Origin of the sequence: Aeromonas sp. 2692-1 (assembly GCF_013085505.1) — a bacterium.
Taxonomy (GTDB): Bacteria; Pseudomonadota; Gammaproteobacteria; order Enterobacterales; family Aeromonadaceae; genus Aeromonas; species Aeromonas hydrophila.
In genome coordinates, this window is sequence record NZ_CP038513.1 from 4,166,510 (window position 1) to 4,187,219 (window position 20,710).

The 20,710-nt window shown below is 59.4% G+C and carries 18 protein-coding genes, 1 pseudogene and 1 riboswitch; of the genes and pseudogenes, 4 read left to right on the forward strand and 15 right to left on the reverse strand.

Going from position 1 to position 20,710, the window contains the following annotated elements; translation table 11 throughout:
* Window positions 1-146: 146 nt before the first annotated feature.
* A complete protein-coding gene (locus E5E97_RS19300) occupies window positions 147-1,019 on the reverse strand; it encodes a DUF2726 domain-containing protein (protein WP_171280812.1) in 873 nt (290 codons plus the stop codon).
* A 211-nt stretch (window positions 1,020-1,230) separates the two neighbouring features.
* Between E5E97_RS19300 and E5E97_RS19305 the strand changes: the two genes are divergently transcribed.
* From E5E97_RS19305 to ppx, 3 genes are all read left to right on the forward strand, one after another.
* Window positions 1,231-1,743 (forward strand): glycine cleavage system protein R, encoded by a 513-nt coding sequence (locus tag E5E97_RS19305; RefSeq protein WP_016351315.1) that lies wholly within the window; start codon window positions 1,231-1,233, stop codon window positions 1,741-1,743.
* A 75-nt stretch (window positions 1,744-1,818) separates the two neighbouring features.
* Window positions 1,819-3,888, forward strand: a complete 2,070-nt coding sequence (ppk1, locus tag E5E97_RS19310; RefSeq protein ID WP_016351316.1) for a polyphosphate kinase 1 — start codon at window positions 1,819-1,821, stop codon at window positions 3,886-3,888.
* Window positions 3,878-5,368 (forward strand): exopolyphosphatase, encoded by a 1,491-nt coding sequence (gene ppx / locus E5E97_RS19315; RefSeq protein WP_029299818.1) that lies wholly within the window; start codon window positions 3,878-3,880, stop codon window positions 5,366-5,368. The genes ppk1 and ppx overlap by 11 nt, the downstream gene beginning before the upstream one ends.
* Before the next feature lie 64 nt (window positions 5,369-5,432).
* On the opposite strand, the gene mgtE is transcribed toward ppx, so the two are convergent.
* The 14 genes and pseudogenes from mgtE to E5E97_RS19385 form a co-directional block, all read right to left on the reverse strand.
* A complete protein-coding gene (mgtE, locus tag E5E97_RS19320; RefSeq protein ID WP_043167491.1) occupies window positions 5,433-6,776 on the reverse strand; it encodes a magnesium transporter in 1,344 nt (447 codons plus the stop codon).
* Window positions 6,777-6,896: 120 nt separating this feature from the next.
* Window positions 6,897-7,066: riboswitch (M-box (ykoK) riboswitch) on the reverse strand.
* A gap of 214 nt (window positions 7,067-7,280) precedes the next feature.
* A complete protein-coding gene (gene flgL / locus E5E97_RS19325) occupies window positions 7,281-8,489 on the reverse strand; it encodes a flagellar hook-associated protein FlgL (RefSeq protein ID WP_011706634.1) in 1,209 nt (402 codons plus the stop codon).
* Window positions 8,490-8,493: 4 nt separating this feature from the next.
* Window positions 8,494-10,493, reverse strand: a pseudogene (locus tag E5E97_RS19330) (flagellar basal body rod C-terminal domain-containing protein).
* Window positions 10,494-10,496: 3 nt separating this feature from the next.
* Window positions 10,497-11,588, reverse strand: coding sequence for a flagellar assembly peptidoglycan hydrolase FlgJ (flgJ, locus tag E5E97_RS19335; RefSeq protein WP_024944830.1), 1,092 nt, complete (start codon window positions 11,586-11,588; stop codon window positions 10,497-10,499).
* A gap of 44 nt (window positions 11,589-11,632) precedes the next feature.
* Window positions 11,633-12,730: a flagellar basal body P-ring protein FlgI gene (locus tag E5E97_RS19340; RefSeq protein ID WP_011706637.1), complete on the reverse strand. Its 1,098-nt coding sequence runs from the start codon at window positions 12,728-12,730 to the stop codon at window positions 11,633-11,635.
* 8 nt (window positions 12,731-12,738) lie between these two features.
* Window positions 12,739-13,410, reverse strand: coding sequence for a flagellar basal body L-ring protein FlgH (gene flgH, locus E5E97_RS19345; protein WP_011706638.1), 672 nt, complete (start codon window positions 13,408-13,410; stop codon window positions 12,739-12,741).
* Window positions 13,411-13,424: 14 nt separating this feature from the next.
* The gene (flgG, locus tag E5E97_RS19350) at window positions 13,425-14,213 is read right to left on the reverse strand and encodes a flagellar basal-body rod protein FlgG (protein ID WP_011706639.1); all 789 of its coding nucleotides are present in this window, start codon (window positions 14,211-14,213) and stop codon (window positions 13,425-13,427) included.
* 14 nt (window positions 14,214-14,227) lie between these two features.
* Window positions 14,228-14,974: a flagellar basal-body rod protein FlgF gene (gene flgF / locus E5E97_RS19355; protein WP_011706640.1), complete on the reverse strand. Its 747-nt coding sequence runs from the start codon at window positions 14,972-14,974 to the stop codon at window positions 14,228-14,230.
* 135 nt (window positions 14,975-15,109) lie between these two features.
* Complete coding sequence (gene flgE, locus E5E97_RS19360) at window positions 15,110-16,444, reverse strand: flagellar hook protein FlgE (protein ID WP_011706641.1); 1,335 nt, start codon at window positions 16,442-16,444, stop codon at window positions 15,110-15,112.
* 10 nt (window positions 16,445-16,454) lie between these two features.
* Window positions 16,455-17,183 carry a flagellar hook assembly protein FlgD gene (locus tag E5E97_RS19365; protein WP_011706642.1) on the reverse strand — a complete coding sequence of 243 codons (729 nt, stop codon included), beginning with the start codon at window positions 17,181-17,183 and terminating at the stop codon, window positions 16,455-16,457.
* Window positions 17,184-17,198: 15 nt separating this feature from the next.
* Window positions 17,199-17,618, reverse strand: a complete 420-nt coding sequence (flgC, locus tag E5E97_RS19370) for a flagellar basal body rod protein FlgC (protein ID WP_011706643.1) — start codon at window positions 17,616-17,618, stop codon at window positions 17,199-17,201.
* The gene (gene flgB / locus E5E97_RS19375; protein ID WP_011706644.1) at window positions 17,618-18,016 is read right to left on the reverse strand and encodes a flagellar basal body rod protein FlgB; all 399 of its coding nucleotides are present in this window, start codon (window positions 18,014-18,016) and stop codon (window positions 17,618-17,620) included. Before flgB ends, flgC begins: the two co-directional genes overlap by 1 nt.
* Before the next feature lie 63 nt (window positions 18,017-18,079).
* Window positions 18,080-18,904 (reverse strand): protein-glutamate O-methyltransferase CheR, encoded by an 825-nt coding sequence (locus E5E97_RS19380; RefSeq protein ID WP_011706645.1) that lies wholly within the window; start codon window positions 18,902-18,904, stop codon window positions 18,080-18,082.
* Window positions 18,905-18,922: 18 nt separating this feature from the next.
* Entirely contained in the window at window positions 18,923-19,834 is a 912-nt protein-coding gene (locus E5E97_RS19385) for a chemotaxis protein CheV (protein WP_011706646.1), read from the reverse strand.
* Window positions 19,835-20,056: 222 nt separating this feature from the next.
* On the opposite strand from E5E97_RS19385, the gene flgA reads away from it, so the two are divergent.
* A complete protein-coding gene (gene flgA, locus E5E97_RS19390) occupies window positions 20,057-20,662 on the forward strand; it encodes a flagellar basal body P-ring formation chaperone FlgA (protein WP_339354941.1) in 606 nt (201 codons plus the stop codon).
* Window positions 20,663-20,710: the final 48 nt, after the last annotated feature.

Below are 20,710 nucleotides of genomic sequence, written 5' to 3' on the forward strand. Positions count from 1 at the left end.
TTTATCGACCCAACGGCGCAACAAGATAAATTTTGTCGCCTCTTTTTTGGATACGGTGGGCAGGCAGCGGGCAAGCAAGAGAGGCAGGAACACGAGCAGGTGCGCCTGTTTGCGGCCAATAGCAGGCCGCAAACAGGCGGTGAGGATCAATGGCGGGCGTGAGTATGGGGTGCGGCGTAGCGGCACTCGGGGAAGCGGCTGCAGGCCAGGAACAACCGGCCGGCATGGGGGCCCTTCTTGGCTTCCCGTTCCACCAGCGGCGCATCACAGCGCGGGCAGTGCGGCACCTGATGGGGATACTCGTCGTCTTCTTCCTCCTCCACCTCGGCAAACAGATTGTCCACCAGCTCGGCGTCGGCCGCCGGCAGCGGCGCACTGCGCGGTGATACGATCGCCTTGATGGGGGCCACGGCCGGGGCACGACCGCCATGGCGAGGCTCTTCCACCTCGACCCGATCCAGCTGCAGGGGGCTGAAGGTGGGCTCGCGGCGATCCCCTGGCAGCAGATCCTCATCCGGAGCACGGCGGGGGCCACTTAGCAACGGCAGGATCTGTTCGCGCAGCTCTTCGACCTGATAATGGCTGCTTGCCGGGATCTGCAACAGCGGCAGACCAGCGCTGTCAAAGGCCGCCTTGAGGAAACTGTCGCGCACCTTGCGCTTCTGGTGGCGATGGGAGCTGTCATCGAGCTCGATGGCACAGATGAAGGAGAGATCGGAGGGGTGACAGAGCAGATAGTCCACGTGCTTGGCGCTGATCTTGTTGAACGCCTGCTGCCACTTGCTCTTGCCCATGCCCGCCTCCGGCGTCAGCACATCGGCCACCCGCACCTTGGCAAAGACCCGGGCCTGGTCGCCGACCGCCAGATCCAGCACGCCGAGGAAGGAGCGCTCGGCGGGACTGAACAGGGTCTCCTGCAGATCATAGGGCAGCGCCTTGCCCTTCTTGCCTCTGCTCCAGAAAATCGCCAGCAGCAGCAACACCAACAACACCAATCCCGATACGACAAGGCTATTCATACGCGCACATCCCGTTCACAAGAGCTATCCGGTTCACAATACAAAACAGGGGCATCACTCTACCACGGTGCAGCGGGCGCAGGCAGTGCAGAAATGGCGCCAACCCCCTCCCGGCGGCGATTTTTCGCCATATTTGCGGTGGGCGGGGCTTCATATGGCCTGTGACAGCAGGCACAATGCTAGGGAGTACCCATTTTCCAAGGAGAGCAGGATGCAAAAGCAATTGGTCGTGACCGTGATAGGCGCTGACAAGCCCGGTATCGTCGAGAGTCTGGCGGACGTCATCACCCACCAGCAGGGCAACTGGCTGGCCAGCTCCATGAGCGAGCTGGCGGGACAATTTGCCGGCATCCTGCACGTCAGCGTGCCTGACGAGCACTACCGCAGCCTGTGCGAGGCGCTGGTGATGCTGCCCGGTCTCACCGTCAGCTTCGCCGAAGGCCAGCTCAGCCAGGAACCGGAACGGCAGGTGATGGTCAGTGTCACCGGCAACGACCGGGCCGGCATCGTCCACGAGGTGGCCAGCATCCTGCGTCAGCTCAACATCAACGTGGCCGACCTCACCACCGGCTGCGAACCGGCCCCCCACTCCGGCGCCCCGCTCTTCTACGCTCACGCCCTGGTGGCGCTGCCGCCCCGACTCGAACTGGGGGATCTCATCAGTGCATTGGAGTCGCTGTCGGACGATCTGGTGGTCGATATCGATCAGGCCATCATCGACTGAGCGAATGGTCATCCATCTGTCATATTTCCACGCCATAACTGCCGCGCAGACGCGACCTGACCACAGAGGCATCACATGAGCACCGACAAGCAGTATGAAGAGAAGGAGCTGAGTTGGCTCTCATTCAATGAACGGGTGTTGCAAGAGGCAATGGACAAGACGGTCCCGCTCATCGAGCGGGTCCGCTTCCTCGGGATCTTCTCCTCCAACCAGGATGAGTTCTTTAAAGTGCGGGTGTCGGACGTCAAGCGCCGCATCCTGATCAACGAAGTGCACGGCGGCGACGACGAGGCCAAGGTGCTGCTGCGCGCCATCCAGCAGAAGGTGATGGCGCTCGGCGAGGCGTTCGACAACACCTACAAGGAGCTGTTGATAGCGCTGGCCCGCCACAACATTTTCCTGGTCAACGAATACCAGCTCTCCGAGTCCATCCAGCAGTGGTTGCGGGTCTTCTTCAAGGAGAAGGTGCTGCGCCACATCATCCCGATCCTGCTCAACAAAGAGGTCAACCCGGTCAAGTTCCTGAAAGACGAGTACACCTATCTGGCCATCGAGATGAAGAAGAACGGCCAGGTGATCCAGTACGCACTGGTGGAGGTGCCGACCGACGATCTGCCCCGCTTCTTCCAGCTGCCGCCGGAGGGCACCCGTCGCAAGAAGCAGATCATCATCCTCGACAACGTCATCCGCTTCTGTCTCGACGAGATCTTCAAGGGCTTCTTCGACTACGACGAGATAGCCGCCTACGCGGTCAAGCTGACCCGGGATGCCGAATACGATCTCTCCGACCAGCTGGATCTGAGCCTGGTGGACAAGATGAGTGACGGCTTGAAGCAGCGCCTCACCGCCATGCCGGTGCGCTTCGTCTACGAGCGGGAAATGCCGGCGGCCATGATAAGCTTCCTGAAGCTCAAGCTGCAGATCAGCTCCTACGACGCCATCATGCCGGGCGGCCGTTATCACAACTTCAAGGATTTCATCGGCTTCCCCAACGTGGGCCGGGACTATCTGGAAAACCCCAAGCTGCCGGCGCTGGATTGCCGCGATTTTGACGGCTTCGTCAACGCCTTCGACGCCATCACCAAGCAGGACATACTGCTCTACTACCCGTACCACAAGTTCCACCACTTCACCGAGCTGGTGCGCCAGGCGGCATTCGATCCGGCGGTCAGCGCCATTCGCATCAATATCTACCGGGTGGCCAAGAAGTCGCGCATCATCCACTCCCTGATCGACGCCGCCAACAACGGCAAGAAAGTGACCGTGGTGGTGGAGCTGCGCGCCCGCTTCGACGAGGCGGCCAACATCGACTGGGCCAACATCCTGACCGATGCCGGCGTCAAGGTGGTGTTCGGGGTGCCGAGCCTCAAGATCCACTCAAAACTCTGCCTCATCACCCGCCACGAGCAGGGTGAGGCGGTGCGCTACGCCCACATCGGCACCGGCAACTTCAACGAGAAGACCGCCAAGATCTACACCGACTTCTCTCTGCTGACCCGCCACCCGGACATCACCGCCGAGGTGGAGGGGGTGTTCGAGTACATCGAATATCCCTATCGGCGCTACAAGTTCAACCACCTGCTGGTCTCCCCCATCAACAGCCGCCGCCAGCTCTACCGGCTCATCGACAACGAACTGGCCAACGCCAAGGCGGGGCAACCGAGCGGCATCACCCTCAAGATCAACAACCTGGTGGACAGAGACCTCATCAACCGGCTCTATGCCGCCGGTCAGGCCGGGGTGCCCATCCAGATGATCATCCGGGGCATGTGTGCCCTGCGTCCGGGCGTGCCGGGCCTCAGTGACAACATCAGGGTGATCAGCATCATCGACCGCTTCCTCGAGCACCCGCGGGTGATGGTGTTCCACAACAAGGGCAATCCCCAGCTCTATATCTCCAGCGCCGACTGGATGAGCCGCAACATCGACGGCCGCATCGAGGTGGGTACCCCCATCTATGACGAGCGGCTCAAGCAGCGCATCCTCGACATTCTCGAGCTACAACTGAGTGACACCTGCAAGGCGCGGGTCATCGATGCCGACCAGAAGAACGAATACGTGAAGCGGGGCAATCGCCGCAAGATCCGTTCCCAGGTCGCGATTTACGACTACCTCAAACGCATAGAGTCAAACAATGGACAATAGCCTGTACGCCGCCGTCGATCTGGGCTCGAACAGCTTTCACATGGTCATCGCCCGCCTCACCGAAGGACGGCTGCAGATCGTCGATCGGATAAAAGAACGGGTCCGGCTGGCAGAGGGGATGGACGGCCAGCGCCGCATGTCTGCCGAAGCCATGACCCGGGGCCTCGACTGCCTCGCCCTGTTTGCCGAGCGGCTGACCAACATCAAGCCGGATCAGATCCGCATCGCCGGCACCTATACCCTGCGCCGTGCCAGCAACGCCCGTGAGTTCGTGAGCGAGGCGGCCAAGGTGCTCAACCACCCCATCGAGATCATCAGTGGCCAGGAAGAGGCGCGCCTCATCTATCAGGGGGTCGCCCATACCCAGCACATTGAAGGCCAGGTACTGGTGGTGGACATCGGCGGCGGCAGCACCGAGCTCATCATCGGCGAGGGCTTCGATCACAAAGCGCTCACCAGCCGCAAGATGGGCTGCGTCAGCTTCACCCAGAGCTTCTTTGCCAACGGCAAGCTGAGCGAGAAGGCCTTCAACAATGCCGTGCTGGAAGCCCAGCACCAGCTCGCCCCCATCATCAACCAGTACCGCAAGCTGGGTTGGCAGAGCTGCCTCGGCAGCTCCGGCTCGATCCGCACCGTGCGCGATGTGTTGCAGGGGGAAGAGTGGACCGATGGCGCCATCACCCTGGCCGGGCTGGAGCGGCTCAAGCAGGAGATGATCAGGCACAAGCGGGTCGGCGATCTCAAGCTGGCCGGCCTCACCGAGGAGCGTCAGGAGGTATTTGCCGCCGCAGTGGCCATCCTGCTCGGCCTCTTCACCTCGCTGCCCATCGAGCGGATGGACTATTCCGATGGCGCCCTGCGCGAGGGGTTACTGTACGAGTTCGAGGAGCGCCTGCAGCACCACGACATTCGCGAGCGCACCGCCCTGGCACTCTCCACCCACTATCGCATCGACAAGCGTCAGGCTGGCCGGGTCGAACAGAGCGTGCTGACCCTGTTCGATCTGCTCAGCGGCCCCTGGGAGATGCCGGAGGAGCCCTATCGCGCCATCCTCGGCTGGGCGGCGCGGCTGCACGAGATCGGCCTTGCCATCAACTACAGCGGCATTCACCGCCACTCCGCCTATATCCTGCAGCACACCGACCTGCCCGGCTTCAACCAGGACGATCAGGCCCTGCTGGCCGCGCTGGTGCGCTTTCACCGCAAGGGGCTCAAGCTCTCCGAGCTCCCTTCTCTGCCCAACCACGATGAACAGACGGTGCTGCGCTGCATCCGCATCCTGCGCCTCGCGGTCGCCGCCCACCACAGGCGCCAGGACAACCTGCTGCCCGATTGGCATGTGCAGGCCGCCGGCGATCAGCTGGTGGTCACCCTGCCACTGGACTGGTGCGACGAGAACAAATTGCTGATGCAAAATCTGGAGAAGGAGCACCGCTACTGTCAGGAGCAGGGCTGGCCACTGCTGTTCCAGCTCGGCTGACGCCGGCTCGGCGAGACAAAAAAGGCAGCCCACGGGCTGCCTTTTACATTTTCGGGATTGCGACTTACTGCAGTTCGGGCAGCAGCAGCTTGGCAATTTCGAAGTAAATGATGAGACCGGTACCATCCACCAGGGTGGCGATGAAGGGGGCGGATACCACGGCCGGGTCGATGCGGAAGCGACGCAGCACCATGGGGATCACAGACGCGACGGTGGCGCTCCACAGCACGATGGCGATGATGGTCAGGGTGACGACCATGCCGATCTGGGGACCAACCCCCAGGCTCCAGGCCCGTACCCAGGCGGCCAGCGCGATGGCGGCCGAGATGAGCAGACCGGTAGAGATCTCCTTTTTCAGCACGGTGCCGAGGTTGCGCAGGCTCACCTCCCCGACCGCCATGGCACGCACTATGGTGGTGGTGATCTGGGTACCACTGTTGCCGCCGGTGCCGATCAGGAGCGGAATGAAGAAGGCCAGCGCGATGGCGGCTTCCAGCTGCTCTTCAAACGCCCGCAGCACGGTACCGGTATAGGCTTCGGCCACGAACAGGATCAGCAGCCAGCCCACCCGCTTGCGCCACAGTTGCCAGGGGGTCGCCTGCAGATAGGGAGTGTCGAGCGGCGAGGAGCCACCCTGCATCTCCGCATCCTCGGTGGATTCGAGCTCCAGGATGTCGGCGGCATCGTCCACGTGGAAGATACCCACCAGCTTGCCCTGATCCTCGACCGGCAGGGTCGAGATGTCGCGGTCAATCAGCAGGCGGGCGGCCAGTTCCTGATCCGCCCGAGCGTTGATGCGCACCGTCTCCCGGTCCATCAACTCGCTCACCGGCAGTTGCGGGTCGGCAATCAGCAGGGATTTGAGCGAGATGCTGCCAAGCAGGCGGTGGTCGTTGTTGACCACATAGAGGTTCTGGAACAGCTGGGCGTTGTCCCAGGCATCGTGGATCAGCTGCTTGGCGCTGCCCACCGTCTCCTGATCGCCGATGGCCAGGAATTCGTGGCGCATGTTGGCGCCCACCGATTCGGTCGGCCAGTCGAGCAGGGAGTAGAAGGTGGACTGCACCTGCTCCGGGAAGCGGGCAAGCAGCATGGTACGATCACTGCTGCCCAACCGGCGCAGAATGGCCAGCATGTCGCGGCGGGGCATGGCCCCCTGCAACACGCTGACGATGCTGGCATGCAGCCGCATCAGCAGACGCCCGGCACAGTCAGCAGACAGCGAACTGAGCAGCGCCGCCCCCTCGGCAGTCGGCAGGGTATCGAAGATGCAGTTGAGCTCTTCCGGACGCAGGGTCAGCAGCTGATCGGCACGCTGAACCGGATCCAGGTTGTGCTCCAGCCAGCCCTGCAGGGCAGCCAGATCGAGCAGTTGATGACGATTGAGTAGAGTCTGTGTTTTCTTCATCACAAATGACCTCATGTGATTTCAGGCAAGCCTGAGCGCGAACGGTGATCCGTCGCCGTCTGAAAGAAAACAGCAATTTGATTGACGAGTAATAGGCAGGAAATGACGCCGTCCGGCGTGTCATCATCCCCACGTACCAGCTTTAGCACTGCATAACGTATCCGGCATGCCGGAAGCCACTTGGGTTTACACCTTAATCCGATGAAAACTGTCCTGATCTTGGGCGTCTCTGGACGTCGTGAGATCAGTGGCCTGTGTTTATACAGGAGCCTCGCCTAACGAGATGCTGCAAATATGCGCACAACCCTCTGTTGTGCGGGCTGCATGATTATCGAATGCTCAATAGGAGTCAACCCGTCACAATGCGCTAAATAGCCTGTGGCAACAGCTTGTTACAATTGGCCGGCATGGGGAGTTGAATGAGGATAAACGAACGGGAAAAACAGGGGCCAAGCGGGTAACCATCGCTCGCAGCCATCAGGGCCGCGAACGATGGGTCACCGGTCAACGAATGTAGTCGAACAGGGTCAGCTTGCTGATCTTGCTGAAGGAGAGCTGGGTGGCGCTCAGTGCCGCATCCTCTTTTGACAAGGTGGCAATCACCTCATAAAGATCCGCCTCGGAGACCTTGGCCCTCGCCTGCTGGTTCAAGGTGCTCAGCCCTTCGTTCGAGCCCATCACCTGCTCCAGCCCGTTCATTCTGCCGCCAATTTCCCCCAGCCCCTGATCCACGTTCAGCCGGGCATTCTTCATGTGGGCGGTGGCATCTGCCACCTTCAGCTGGAAGGTATCCGGCGTGATGTTGGGATCCCGCAGCGCCGTGATGAAATCGGACATGCCATCGAGGATGTTGTTGTTTTGGGGCGGATCCAGCACGAAGTTTTGCGCTGCTCCCCCCGCCGGCAACGACAAGGTCAGCTCCAGCCCGTTGAAGGGGATCTTGTTGCCCGCCACATAGTCGCCGCTTTGCAGCAAGGCACCGCCGCCATCCCTGATCTCATAGGTATCCGGCGTGCCGGCAATGGTGTTCACCGTATACTGGTTGCTGGCGAGCGAAGGGTCGTAGTTGTTGCGATAGAAGCTGTCGAAGTGGCCCTGATCGGCCACCCCGACCTGAATATTGGCGCTCCCCGCGCTGCTGGTTCTGCGGGTAGGCACTATCTCGAACAGGTTGAAGCCGGAATCATTGGCGGCAATCTGCACCGTCGGCGACACCTGAATGTTGCGCTGGCCGGTATCCCCCTGAAACACATAATTGCCGCTGGCATCCTGAATGAAGGGCTGGGTCTTGCTCTGGTTGCCGCCGAAGATATATTCGCCCTGGGAGTTCTTGCTGTTCATCAGGTCGAACATCTGCTTTTGCAGCCCTTCCAGCTCGCTGGCAATCGCCTGACGATCCTCGTACCCCACCGCCGAGTCGTTCGCCTTCTGGATCAGGGTCTGGGCACTGGTCATGGCGGTATTGAGGGCGGTCAGCACCGTCTCCTCGTGGCCCAGGCTGTTTTCCAGCAGGCTGCCGTTGACTCCGTACTGCTTGAACAGGTCGATCTCCTTGGTCAGCGCCAGCTTCTGGCTCATGCCGGAAGGATCTTCCCCCGCCGTCTTGAACTTGTTGCCGGTCATCAGCTGCTCATAAGCCGTGCTCAGCCGTTCGTTGGCGCCGTTCAGCGAGGAGATATTGCGGTCATAGACCATGTTGGTGGTGATACGCATCGATTTACCTCACTGATGACAACAGGGTATCGAAAATGGTCTTGGCGGTGCTGACGATCTGGGCGGAGGCGGCATAGGACTGCTGATAACGGATCAGGTTGGCCGCTTCCTCTTCCAGGCTGACGCCGGAGACACTCTCGAAAATCCCCCTGCTCTGGGTCAATTTCGTTTCGTCTGCCTTGAGCTGGCTCTTGGCCTGGCTGGCGGTGTTGCCCACCCCGGTCACCAGGCTGGAGTAAGCCTCGTTGAAGGTCATCTTGTCGTTGCTGGTGCCGGCGTTGCTGCTCTTGCGCACCAGATCCTTGTTCTGCAGATCCGCCAGTGCCAGCCCGTTGGCGTTGTCGGCAAAGCCGTCGGTGTTATAGCTCAGGGTAAAGCTGTCCTTGGCCTCCACCTTGCCGGTAATGCTGAACTCGTACCCCGGAGTCTGGGCCGGGGTGGCGTAGACCTTGGGCCCACCCAGCGGATTCTCGAGGGCGGCCATCAGGTTCTGCCCCTTGCTGGAAGCGGGGGCTACCCCAATCAGCGTGGTGCCGTCCGCCGCATAGACCTCGTAGTTGCCGCTGCCGTCTATCTTCACCACCTGGGGTGAGGCCGGATCCAGGCTGTTGGTGCCAAAGCCGGAGCCGGCACCGGTATTGGTGATGCCGTTGAGCTTGATCTCGCCCGCACCGAAGTTGTTCTTGCCTTTGTCGGCCTTGAGCGGCGATGCCAGCGCCAGATCTTCGGCCCGGGTTGCCAGCTGACCCAGGCCGGCTGCCGCCCGCTTGGTCGGTTGCAACAGGATCTTATCCCCCGCCGCCGGGGTGCCGGAGAGATCGATCTGGATGCCGTGACCCGCCACCTGCACCGTGGCGGGTGGCGTGGTACCTGTGGTCAGCGAAGTGCGGTTGCCATCCTTGTCCACCGAAAACACCTCGTAACCGGTGGCGCTGCTGAACTGCACTTCGTAATCAAAGGTGGTCACTTCCGTGCCCTTGCCGGGCACGAAGCTCACCTTGGCGGCGCCACTACCGGTGTTCTGGCTGTAGGCCAGACCATCGCTCGAGCCGAGGGAGAAGAGATCCCCCCCAGCTCGTTGTCCAGATCCATCCCCAACCGGTTTTGCTGGTTCATGGCATCGGCCATGGCGGCGGCCAGCTGGCCCAGCTCGCGCTTGGACGGTTCCAGATCGTTGCGGGCGGAGAAGAGACCGCCGAGACCGCCACCAATGTCCTTGTTGTTCAGGGTGATCTTGTTGGGGTCCATGTTCAGCTGCAACTCGGGCTCACGGGCATCGGGATTGCCCGGCACCACGCTGAGCTGGGCAACGCTGCCATTGAGTACCAGGGAGTGGCCGGTGCTCATGTTGACCAGCATGCTGCCGTTGTCCTGCGGCACGGTGCGGATCTCCATCTTCTCGGAGAGCTGGCGGATGGCCTCGTCGCGCTGGTCGAACAGCATCAGGTTCTCTTCCGGCGTGCCCTGGGTGCGAATGATGGCCTGGTTCAGATCGTTGATGCTGTTGATCAGGCTGTTCACCCGCTTGGCCTCATCGCCGATGGTGGTGTTGATGGTGTCGGTCTGCTTGTCCAGCTGGGCCGACAGGGTGTGAAAGCGGTTTACCATGCCACTGAGCTGGCTCAGGGTGGTCTTGCGGCCGGAGATATCGGCAGGGGCTTCGTTGGCGGTATGGAAGCCCTCGAAATAGGAGCTGATGGCGGCGCCGACGCTGTTGCTGGTGTCACCCAGCAGGCTGTCGGTGTTGGCGAGTTGCTGATAACGGGTGGAGGAGGCATAGAAGGCGGACGTGTCGCGTCTGACCTCTCCCTGGGCATAGGCGTTGATGACCCGCTCGGTCAGCATGTCGCCGGTACCAAGTCCGTTGGCATTGGTATAAATCAGGGTCCGTTCACGCACATAGCCCTGGCTATTGACGTTGACGATGTTGTTACTGGTGGTCTGCAGCAGTCGCTGCTGGGCCATCACACCCGAGGTACCAATTCCAAGCAGATCGCTTGCCATGACTTACAGCTCCATTTCTGTATTGTTGGTCGCGGAGTAGCCGGCAATGGCATCACTGCGCAATACCTGTTTCAGTTTCCTGGCGTAGTGCGGGTCCGTGGCGTATCCAGCCTGTTGCAAGGCTTCGAAATAACGGTCCGGACTGTCCACCTTGGCCAGGGCGCCCTTGTAACGGGAACCCGAGGTCAGGAAATCCACATAGTCGTTGAAGCTCTCCTCGAACGACTCGTAGGAGCGAAACGCCGCCTTCTGGCGCGATGCCACTCCTTTCTCGTATTCCAGGGTGCTGACCACCGTCTTGGGCCCTTCCCAGCGCGGATCGGCCTTGATGCCGAACAGGTTGTGGGTCACCTGCCCCTCCCCGTTCTTGATCACCCGCTTGCCCCAGCCGCTTTCCAGCGCCGCCTGGGCTACCAGCACTGCCGGGCTCAATCCCAGCTTGTCGGCCGCCTTCTTGGCCAGCGGCATCAGCCGGTTGACAAACTCTTCAGGGGTGTCAAACACCTGTGTCGTTTCATCAAGCGCCTTGGCGCCGCGAATGCCGTGTCCCACTTGCGCAGGCCCCATCGGCGGTATGGTGCGGCGACTGCGGTGAGCCGTTGCCAAAGGCTGCACATCGCCACTCATCTCCTTGTCAGCAAAATCTTTGCCAACTTTTGAGGCTGAGATGAGATCGTTGGCGGCCGAGGTGGGGGGTTGATAGGGTTTATAGACCCGCTCGGTACGCTGCGGCATCTTGAGCACCCGCCCGTCGTGATGGGTAAAGGTCTCCGGCGAGAGCTGCTTGGCCACCATGGCAGCCAGGCCGATGCCACCCTTGCTCGACATGTCGGCGACCCGCTGCTCGTCCAGCATCCCCTCGTAGAACTGGGTGTAGCTGCTGTTGAAGGGGCTGTCCTGGGTCAATACCTGGTTGGCCTGGCGCATGCTTTGAAACAGGGTCTGGGTAAAAATGGACTCAAACTGGCGAGAAGCCGCCATGAGCGCATCCGCCTTGCCCTCCTTGCTCTGGCTCAGCTGGCGCAGGCGATCCAGGTTCTGGATATCCTGCACCATGCCCAGATTCACGCCGCTGTTGGTATCTAACTCTGCCATTTTGCTTACCTCATTGCCGCCCGTGGCAACCCCTTGCCGCTTTATTACAGTATGACCAGCTGGCCTTCGATGGCGCCGGCCTGTTGCAGCGCCTCCAGGATCGCCATCAGATCGCCGGGCGCCACCCCGACCTGATTCACTGCCCGCACCAGATCATCCAGGGTGGCCCCGGTATCCAGCTTGAACATGCGTCCCTGCTCCTGCTGCACGTTGATGGTGGAGTTGTTGGTGACCGCCGTCTGCCCGCCGGAGAGCGGATTGGGCTGGGACACCTGCTGATTTTCCGCGATGGTGACCGTCAAGCCGCCGTGACTGATGGCCGCCGGCTTGAGCCGCACCTGGCTGCCGATGACGATGGTGCCGGTACGGGAGTTGACGATGATCTTGGCTGCCTCGCTGGCCGGGTCCACCTCCAGGTTCTCGATGGTGGCGAGGTAGGAGACGCGCTGGCCCGGGTCCCGCGGTGCATAGACCTTGACCGAGGTAGCATCGAGCGCCTGCGCCGTATTGGGGCCGACCAGATCGTTGACCACGTCAGCCAGCCGGCGTGCCGTGGTGAAATCGGGGCGGTTGAGGTTGAAGGTGATGGTATCCCCCTGGCTGAAGGAGTTCGGGACTTCCCGCTCTACGGTCGCCCCGTTGGCGATACGGCCCACGGTCGGGGTATTGATCACCACCTTGGAGCCGTCAGCGCCCTCGGCACCCAGCCCGCCAACCACCAGACTGCCCTGCGCCACCGCATAGACCCGGCCATCCAGCCCCTTGAGGAAGCTTTGCAGCAGGGTGCCGCCACGCAGGCTCTTGGCCTCGCCGATGGCCGACACCGTCACGTCTATGGTCTGGCCCGGCTTGGCAAACGGCGGCAGATCCGCATGAATGGCCACCGGCGCCACGTCCTTGATCTTGGGCTTGATGTTGTCCGGCACCTTGATGCCGAAATTGTTCAGCATGGTGCGAAAGGTCTGCTCGGTGAAGGCGTTGCTCTTCTCACCCGTGCCCGGCAGACCGACCACCAGACCGTAGCCGATCAGCTGGTTGCTACGAACCCCTTCCACCGAGCTGATGTCCTTGATCCGGGAGGCATGGGCCATCCCCAGGGGCAACAGGCAGCAGAACAGGGCAACAAGACGGAGCGACTTCATAACACCTCCTAGAGCGGCCACCAGGGACCATTGAAAAAGCTGGTGAGCCACCCCTGTTCCTGGGTATTGGCCAGATCGCCGGTGCCACCGTAATGGATGCGCGCATTGGCCACCTTTTGGGATGAAACGCTGTTGTCAGTGGTCACATCCTCTGGGCGGATCATGCCGGTGATCCGGATATATTCGTTGCCGTTGTTGAGCATGATCCACTTCTCGCCGCGCACCAGCAGGTTGCCGTTGGGCAGGACCTTGGCCACGCTGACGGAGATGTTGCCCTGCAGGCTGTTGCTCTGATCCGCCTTGGCCTGCCCCTTGAAGGCACCGTTCTGGCTGAGGGAGGCCGACAGATCGTAGGGACCGGCCGTCACTGGCACACCGCCCAACACAGCCGGATTCATGGTGAATTTATTATCCTTGCCGCTCTGGGTATTGGCCTTCTTGGAGGCGGAAGTGGACTCGGCCAGCTCGATGGTGATGATGTCGCCCACCTTGTGCGCCTTGATGTCCGAATAGATGCCGTTGACCTGATCGGGCTGGAAGATGGCTCCGGTCGGTCTGACCGAGACCGGCTCCGACTCCCCGTAGACGGGGGCAAACTCGGGATCATCGGGCTTGGCGGTATTGGGTGTGCTGCTGCAGCCCCCCAACGCCAGCAGCCCCAGCATCCATATGGCTTTCATGGTGCGCCTCCTACTTATGTGCGCTGGATCAGGAAGGACATCATGCCATCCACCGCCGAGAGAACCTTGGAGTTCATCTCGTACACCCGCTGGGCCTGGATCAGGTTCACCAGCTCTTCGGTCACGTTGACGTTGGAGGTCTCCAGCATGCCCTGCTTGATCACCCCCAGTCCGTCCGTCCCGGCAACACCCTGCACCGGCGCACCGCTGGACTGGGTCTCGACAAACATGTTTTCGCCCATGGGCTGCAGGCCCGAGGCGTTGACGAAATCAGTGGTATTGATCTGGCCCACAACCTGGGAGGCGCCATCCCCTTTGAGCTGCACCGACACCTGGCCATCCTCTCCAATCGTCACGCTCTGGGCGTTCTCCGGGATCTGGATCTCCGGCTGCAACGGATAACCGTTGCCCGGTGTGACTATGGTCCCTTCGCTGTTGAGGGTGAACTGGCCGTTACGGGTATAGGCCGCGCTGCCATCGGGCAGCTGGATCTCGAAGTAGCCGCGGCCGCTTATCATCAGGTCCAGCGAGTTGTCCGTGGTTTGCACGTTGCCCTGGCTGTGGTTCTTCTGGGTGGCCACCACCTTGGCACCGGCCCCCAGCATCAGACCGGAAGGGCGTTCGGTGTCGGCCGATGAACGGCCACCGGGCTGGTTGATGTTTTGATAGAGCAGATCCTCGAAGATGGCCCGGGATTTTTTGTAACCCACGGTGCTGGCGTTCGCCAGGTTGTTTGAGGTAACCGAGATGTTGGTCTGCTGTGCATCCAAGCCGGTCTTGCTGATCCAGAGTGCAGGGTTCATGTAAAACTCCTTGGTTAGCTGATACGCAGCAGCTGGGTTTGAGCCTCGTCATTCTCTTCCGCGGTCTTCATTATTTTGACCTGGGTTTCAAACTGACGTTGCAACCGAATAAGGTTGGTCATTTCATCGACCACGTTGACGTTGCTCCCCTCGAGGGAGCCGGCGATAAGGCCGACAGTGGCCGATGCCGCTTCATTCTGGCCATCCTTGCGACGGAACAGGCCGTCCTGCCCCTTCTCCACCGCATCCACCGCCGGATTGACCAGCTTGATGCGCTGGAAATTCTCCGGCAGGTTGGCGGCAGCCCCTTCCGGACGGCCACTGATGGTGCCGTCCCGGTTGATTTCAATTTTCTCCATCGGCAGCGGCAGCACGATGGGCTGACCGCCGTCATCCACCACGTTCAACCCGGTGGAGGTTTGCAGGTTGCCGGTCGCGCTCAGCTGCAGATTGCCCATGCGGGTATAGGCTTCACCGCCCTTGGGATCCTGCACCGCAATCCAGCCCTGGCCGTCGACGGCAACGTCAAGATCCCGACCCGTGGTCATCAGCATGCCATGCTGCAGGTTCTGGCCTGGCCGCTCGGCCATGGCGAACACCCGGGTGGGCAGCCCCTCGCCAAACGCCTGCATGCTGCGCGCCTGCTCGAAGTCGGACTTGAAGCCGGTGGTATTGGCGTTGGCCAGGTTGTTGCTTCGAACAGCCAGGCTGTTCATGCTCTCCTTGGCGCCCGACATGGCGATGTATAGCAGGTGATCCATGGGATCCTCCGTCAAACTGATGACTCTGACAGAGGAACTGCAATTTGAATGCCAATCCCCATTACCTCGGGTCACCAAGGCGGCAAATACCCATGAAAAAGGGCGCCGAAGCGCCCTTTGTTAACAAGAGGGTGATTAGCGGATCTGCAGTATGGTCTGCTGCAGGGAGCTGTTCACTTCCAGCGAACGGGAGTTGGCCTGGAAGTTGCGCTGCGCGGTGATGAGGTTGACCAGCTGGGAGGTCAAATCCACGTTGGATTGCTCCAGCGCAGAGGACTTGATGCTACCCAAGGTGCCCGAGTTGGGGGTGCCGGGCAGCGCATCACCAGAGAGCAGAGACTGGCGCCAGGAGGTATCGCCAACCTGGGTCAATCCTTGCGAGTTGGCGAATTTGGCAAGTGCCACCATGGCAACCTTCAACGTCGTCGCATTGCTGTAGGTCGCCGACACAATACCGTCCGGCGTAATCTCGACCTTGGTCAGATTACCAACAGTGGCACCATCCTGGGTCAGTTTGGTGACGTTGAAAGGTGAGCTGTATTGCGTCACATCACCGAGACGGATCTCCAATGTCTGAGCGGGATCGGCACCGTTGGTAATAATCCCGGCCGTCGTGCCAAGGGCGACGGTTTTGATCGGATCAGCTGGAACGGTTTTAGTTGGATCCAATTTGCCGCCGGAAGTAAACTCCATCTTTACGCCTGTGGGGACGCCTGTCGCTGGGCTGGGTGAACCACCGGCGATATCAATGGGCTTGTTCCCTTCATACATGTACATGCTCCAGGTACCCGGCGTCAGCGGCGTTCCCGGGGCAGCCGGATCCTCGTGGCGGACAAAATATTTGGTGATCACATGGGGAGCACCAAGCGAATCATATATCGTCACCGAGGTTGAGTGGGCAAAGGTAGCCGAGTTGGTCGGATCAAACGCAGTCGGTGACGTTGGTTTGGTTTTCGACTCGATACTCAGGTTGAAACTGGCTTCCACCAGCTCGGTCATTTTTGGCTCACCCGCCCGATCCGGTATTTGAATCGGTTTGGTGGCGTTGATGCTGACCGCCTTGGGCGTCCCATCCGTGTTGATTTCATAACCTTGCAGATAGTTGCCCTGATTGTTGACCATATAGCTGTTTTCATTCAGCTTGAAGGCGCCGGCCCGGGTAAAGGTACGATCCAGGTTGGTCAGACCGTCCGATGTCACGAAGAAACCGTTGCCCTGAATGGACAAATCAAGGGCGTTGTTGGTGAACTGCAGCGCCCCCTGGTGAAACTGCTGTGCCACCGCCCCCGTTGCCACACCATTGCCGACCTGGGTCTTGGCATTGACGAAGATGGAGTTGGCGTAGACGTCCGCAAACTCGGCACGAGACTCTTTAAAGCCCGTGGTATTGACGTTGGCAATGTTGTTGGCGGTAACGTTCAGATCTTTTTGTGCCGCGTTGACACCGCTCAAGGCATTGTTAAATGACATATCCAGCTCCTTAGATCGATGCTGTTGGCGTAGGGGTTGATGGTGTTTTCACCGTACCTGCAATCTGCAAGATACTGTTCAGGCTTGTTGTACCGAGGCCTTTCAAATTCAGCTGAGTCGGATTGCTTGCCGTACCCAGGATCACGCTGTCGACCTTGCCATAGGCAAAGATCGGGACACTCTCCGACTTCCCGTCCACGGTACCGTTTGCCTTGAGGGTGTATTTGCCCTCTTTGGCCGGGTTGCCGTCCTTGTCCTTGCCATCCCAGACGATTTCGACGTTGCCCTTCTGGTCACCTTCCAGCGGAAACTCCTTGATGACCTGCCCGCTCTCGTCTTCGATGGTGATCTTCACGTTCGAATACTTGTTTTCTGTGCCCACAGCGACCACGCCTGGCAAAGAGCCGTCTTTTTCCAGGTAACCCACATTGCTCTGCAGCAAGACGTTTTGTCCCACCAGCGCCGAGGCTTGCAGCGCCTGGCTGGAGGTCATCAGGCTATTGAGGCTACCAATCTGGTTAGAGAGGCTGCTGATCCCCTGTGACGTCGACATGGAGGTCATCTGGGAAAGCATCTGGGCGTTGTCCACCGGCTTGAACGGATCCTGATAGGAGAGCTGCATGGTCAGCAGCTTCAGGAACGACTCCTGATCCAGCTCCTTCTTGGGCGTCGATGTCGTGCCCGTGGTCTGGGTGGTCGTGCGGCCGATGCCGTTCACGCCACTGGTTGTATCTGCCATCTATGCGTCCCCCTGTCAGGACTTGCCGAGGTTGAGCGTCTGCTGCAGCATCTTCTTGGCAGAGTCTGCAACCTGCACATTGGTTTGATAGCTGCGCGAGGCATTGATCATGTCCGCCATCTCTTCCACCATGTTGACGTTGGGTTTGAAGATGAAGCCATCTTTATCCGCCATGGGGTGATTGGGGTTGTACTCCTTGAGCAAGGGTGCCTCGCTCTCGACAATCCCCTTTACTTCAACCCCGGCCGACGCCTGCTTGTCCGACATGGCCTGATCCAGCTGGGCGGCAAAAATTGGCCGCCTGGCATGGTAAGTTTTTTCCACGCTGGAGCTGACGCTGTCGGCGTTGGCCATGTTGCTGGCTACCGTGTTGAGGCGAACAGACTGTGCACTCATGGCCGATCCTGCAATGTCAAAGACCTTGAACAAACTCATCACTGTTCTCCTTTCAAGGCCTTCAGCAGGCCGCTGATCTTGCTGTTCATAAATTCAAGGGAGGTCTGGTATTCAAGGCTGTTGCGCAAAAACTCGCTACGCTCCTGCTGCACGTCGACCGTGTTGCCATCACCGGTATCGGGCTGCAGGGGATTGCGATATTGCGTAACGCCTGGCGCATCCATCTGCAGGGCGAAATGCTTCTCACTGGTCGTGGCAAGGCCAAAGCCCTGTTGTTGCTGGGCCTCTTCCAATGCTTGCGAGAAGTTGATATCCCGAGCCTTGAAGCCCGGCGTGTCCGCGTTGGCAATGTTGCTGGACAACACCTCTGCACGCTTGGAGCGAACGCTCAGCGTGTATTGATGAATACCAAATGCCTTGTCGAATGAAATTGCCATAGCACACCTCCTGCTTGATAAATTGTTAGCAAGAGGTGTGCCAAAGAGGGATTTAAGCGGGGATCATTTAACCTTGTAGACGATGCCGGGGTTGCACCGGATCATCTCGAACCTGTCGGTCAACCCGGCCAGCGACTCGGAAGCCCCCAGCATCAGATAGCCGCCGGGATTGAGGCTGGCAGCAAACTGGTTGAGGATCTTGGACTTCACTTCCGGTGCAAAATAGATGAGCACGTTGCGACAGAAGATGATGTCGAACTTGCCAAGCAGGCTGTAGCTTTCCAGCAGGTTCAATGGCCGGAAGGTGGTCAATTTTCTGACACGCTCCACCACCCGCATCTTGTTGTCACCGTAAGGTTCGAAGAACAGCTTCTTGCGCTCGGGCGACAGACCGCGAGCCAGCGCCAGACTGTCATACACCCCTTCCTTGCACTGATTGAGCATGGTGCTGGAAATATCAGTTCCCACGATCTGTACCCCACCTGGCAAGGTGCCTGGTTTCTTGACCTGCTGTTCCAGGGCCGTCATGGCAATGGAGTAGGGCTCCTGCCCAGAAGAGGAGGCCGCGGACCAGATCTTGATCGGTCGGCCACTCTTGCCGAGCTCGGGAAATATCTTGTCCGTCAGCAGCTGGAAGGGGTAGGTATCGCGAAACCACAGGGTTTCGTTGGTAGTCATGGCATCAACCACTGCCATTTTCAGGTCACGCTCACGCACACTCATCGCTCGAGTAACCAGATCAGACAGACTCTCAATACCAAACTGAGTCATCAAGGGTGAAAGCCGACTCTTGACCAGATACTGTTTGTTGTCACCCAGCACGATTCCGCTCTGTACCGCCAGAAAATTGCTGAATTGTTTGTATAAGTCGTCCGAAAGTGTCTTCATGCAGTTTGTTCTTCTTGATTAGAGTGCGCCTTGTACGGCTTTGGCCAATTCATCCGGCTGGAATTTGGCAATGAAATTGTTCGCACCAACTTTCTGCACCATGGCCTGATTGAACACCCCACTGAGGGATGTGTGCAGAATAACATGTAAGTCCTTGAGATTGGGATTGTTGCGGATCTCGGCGGTAAAAGTATAACCATCCATTTCCGGCATCTCGATATCCGAAATCACCAAGGCGATCTGATCCTTGATGGGACCGTTTTTGGACATTTCCAGCAACATGTTGAGCGCTTCACGCCCATCCTTCGCCAGTACGCACTGTACCCCGATGGCTTCGAGCGCACGCTGTACCTGCTTGCGAGCCACGGAGGAGTCATCAGCCACCAACACCGGGCGTCCCAGGGTCGGATGCTCCACGCTGGCCTCCACCAACTCTTTGCTGACCTCGGTCGATACCGGCGAGATTTCGTTGAGAATGCGTTCCACGTCCAGGATCTCGACCAACTCACCGTCGACCTCGGTCACTGCCGTCATGTAGTTGATGCGCCCGGCCCCTTTCGGCGGCGGCAGGATGGATTCCCAGTTCATGTTGATGATGCGCTCGACCGAGTGCACCAGGAAGCCCTGAATGGAGCGGTTGTATTCAGAGATGATGATGAAGCACTTGGTCAGATCTTCGATCGGACGCTTGCCCATCGCCATGCTGAGGTCAATCACCGAGATGGTCTGGCCGCGGATATGGGCCACCCCGCGAATGCAGGAGTTCAGCTTGGGCATGACAGTCAAGGGAGGACACTGCAACACTTCACGTACCTTGAATACGTTGATGCCAAATCTTTGACGTCCGTTGAGACGAAACAACAATAACTCCAGCCGGTTTTGCCCAACTAGCTGGGTACGTTGGTTGACCGAGTCCAGGATACTGGCCATAAACACTCCCTAAAAACGCTTGGCATTAATCATGCATGCGTGTTGGCTTGCGTCAGACTATCGATGTCACTGCGAACGAATTCTGAAGCAAGCATAGTTAAATATGGTGATATACGTGAACAACTTATCGGCCAGCGAGCGAAAATGATTAGTAGACTTTTCCTCACCTTACTGCTGTTTTGCGGCATTTCTCACGCCACGGCATCCGAGGTGACCAGTTACTTGCAAGAAAAGGCGCAGGATTTTGTGCTCGGACAGCTCGATGTCCCGCTCGATGCCCAGGTACAGGTGCAGGCAGCCTCCATCGATGAGCGCCTGCCTTTGAGTCGCTGCGACGAACATCTTGCCATCACGCTGCCCGCCAAGATGGAGATCCGCCGCAATACCACCGTCTACCTCAAATGTGAGGAAGAGCAGCCCTGGGATCTCTACCTGCCGGTGCGGGTCAGCATACAGAAGCCTTATGTGACCGTCTCCACCCCGGTGGCCAAGGGCGATATCCTCAGCGAAGGCGTGCTGACGCAGGCCTATCAGGATCAGACGCTGATCCGTGGCGACTATCTCAGCGATACCACAGCGCTCATTGGCGTGCGCAGCAAGCGCGAACTCAAGCCAGGCCAGCCTATCCGGCTCAGTCAGGTCTGCGTGGTCTGCAAGGGCGATCAGGTGACCCTCAGCGCAGAAAATAGCAGCATGCAAATCAAAACCATGGCCCGAGCCTTGCAAGATGGCAGCTTCGGAGACATGATCAGGCTCGTCAATATCCGCTCAGGCAAAACGGTGCAGGGTAAAGTCAACGCTGTTGGCTCCGTGGTGGTCACCTTCTGAGTGTTTTTCAGATCACTTTTTTTCTAAAGTTATGGCGATGACCACCGA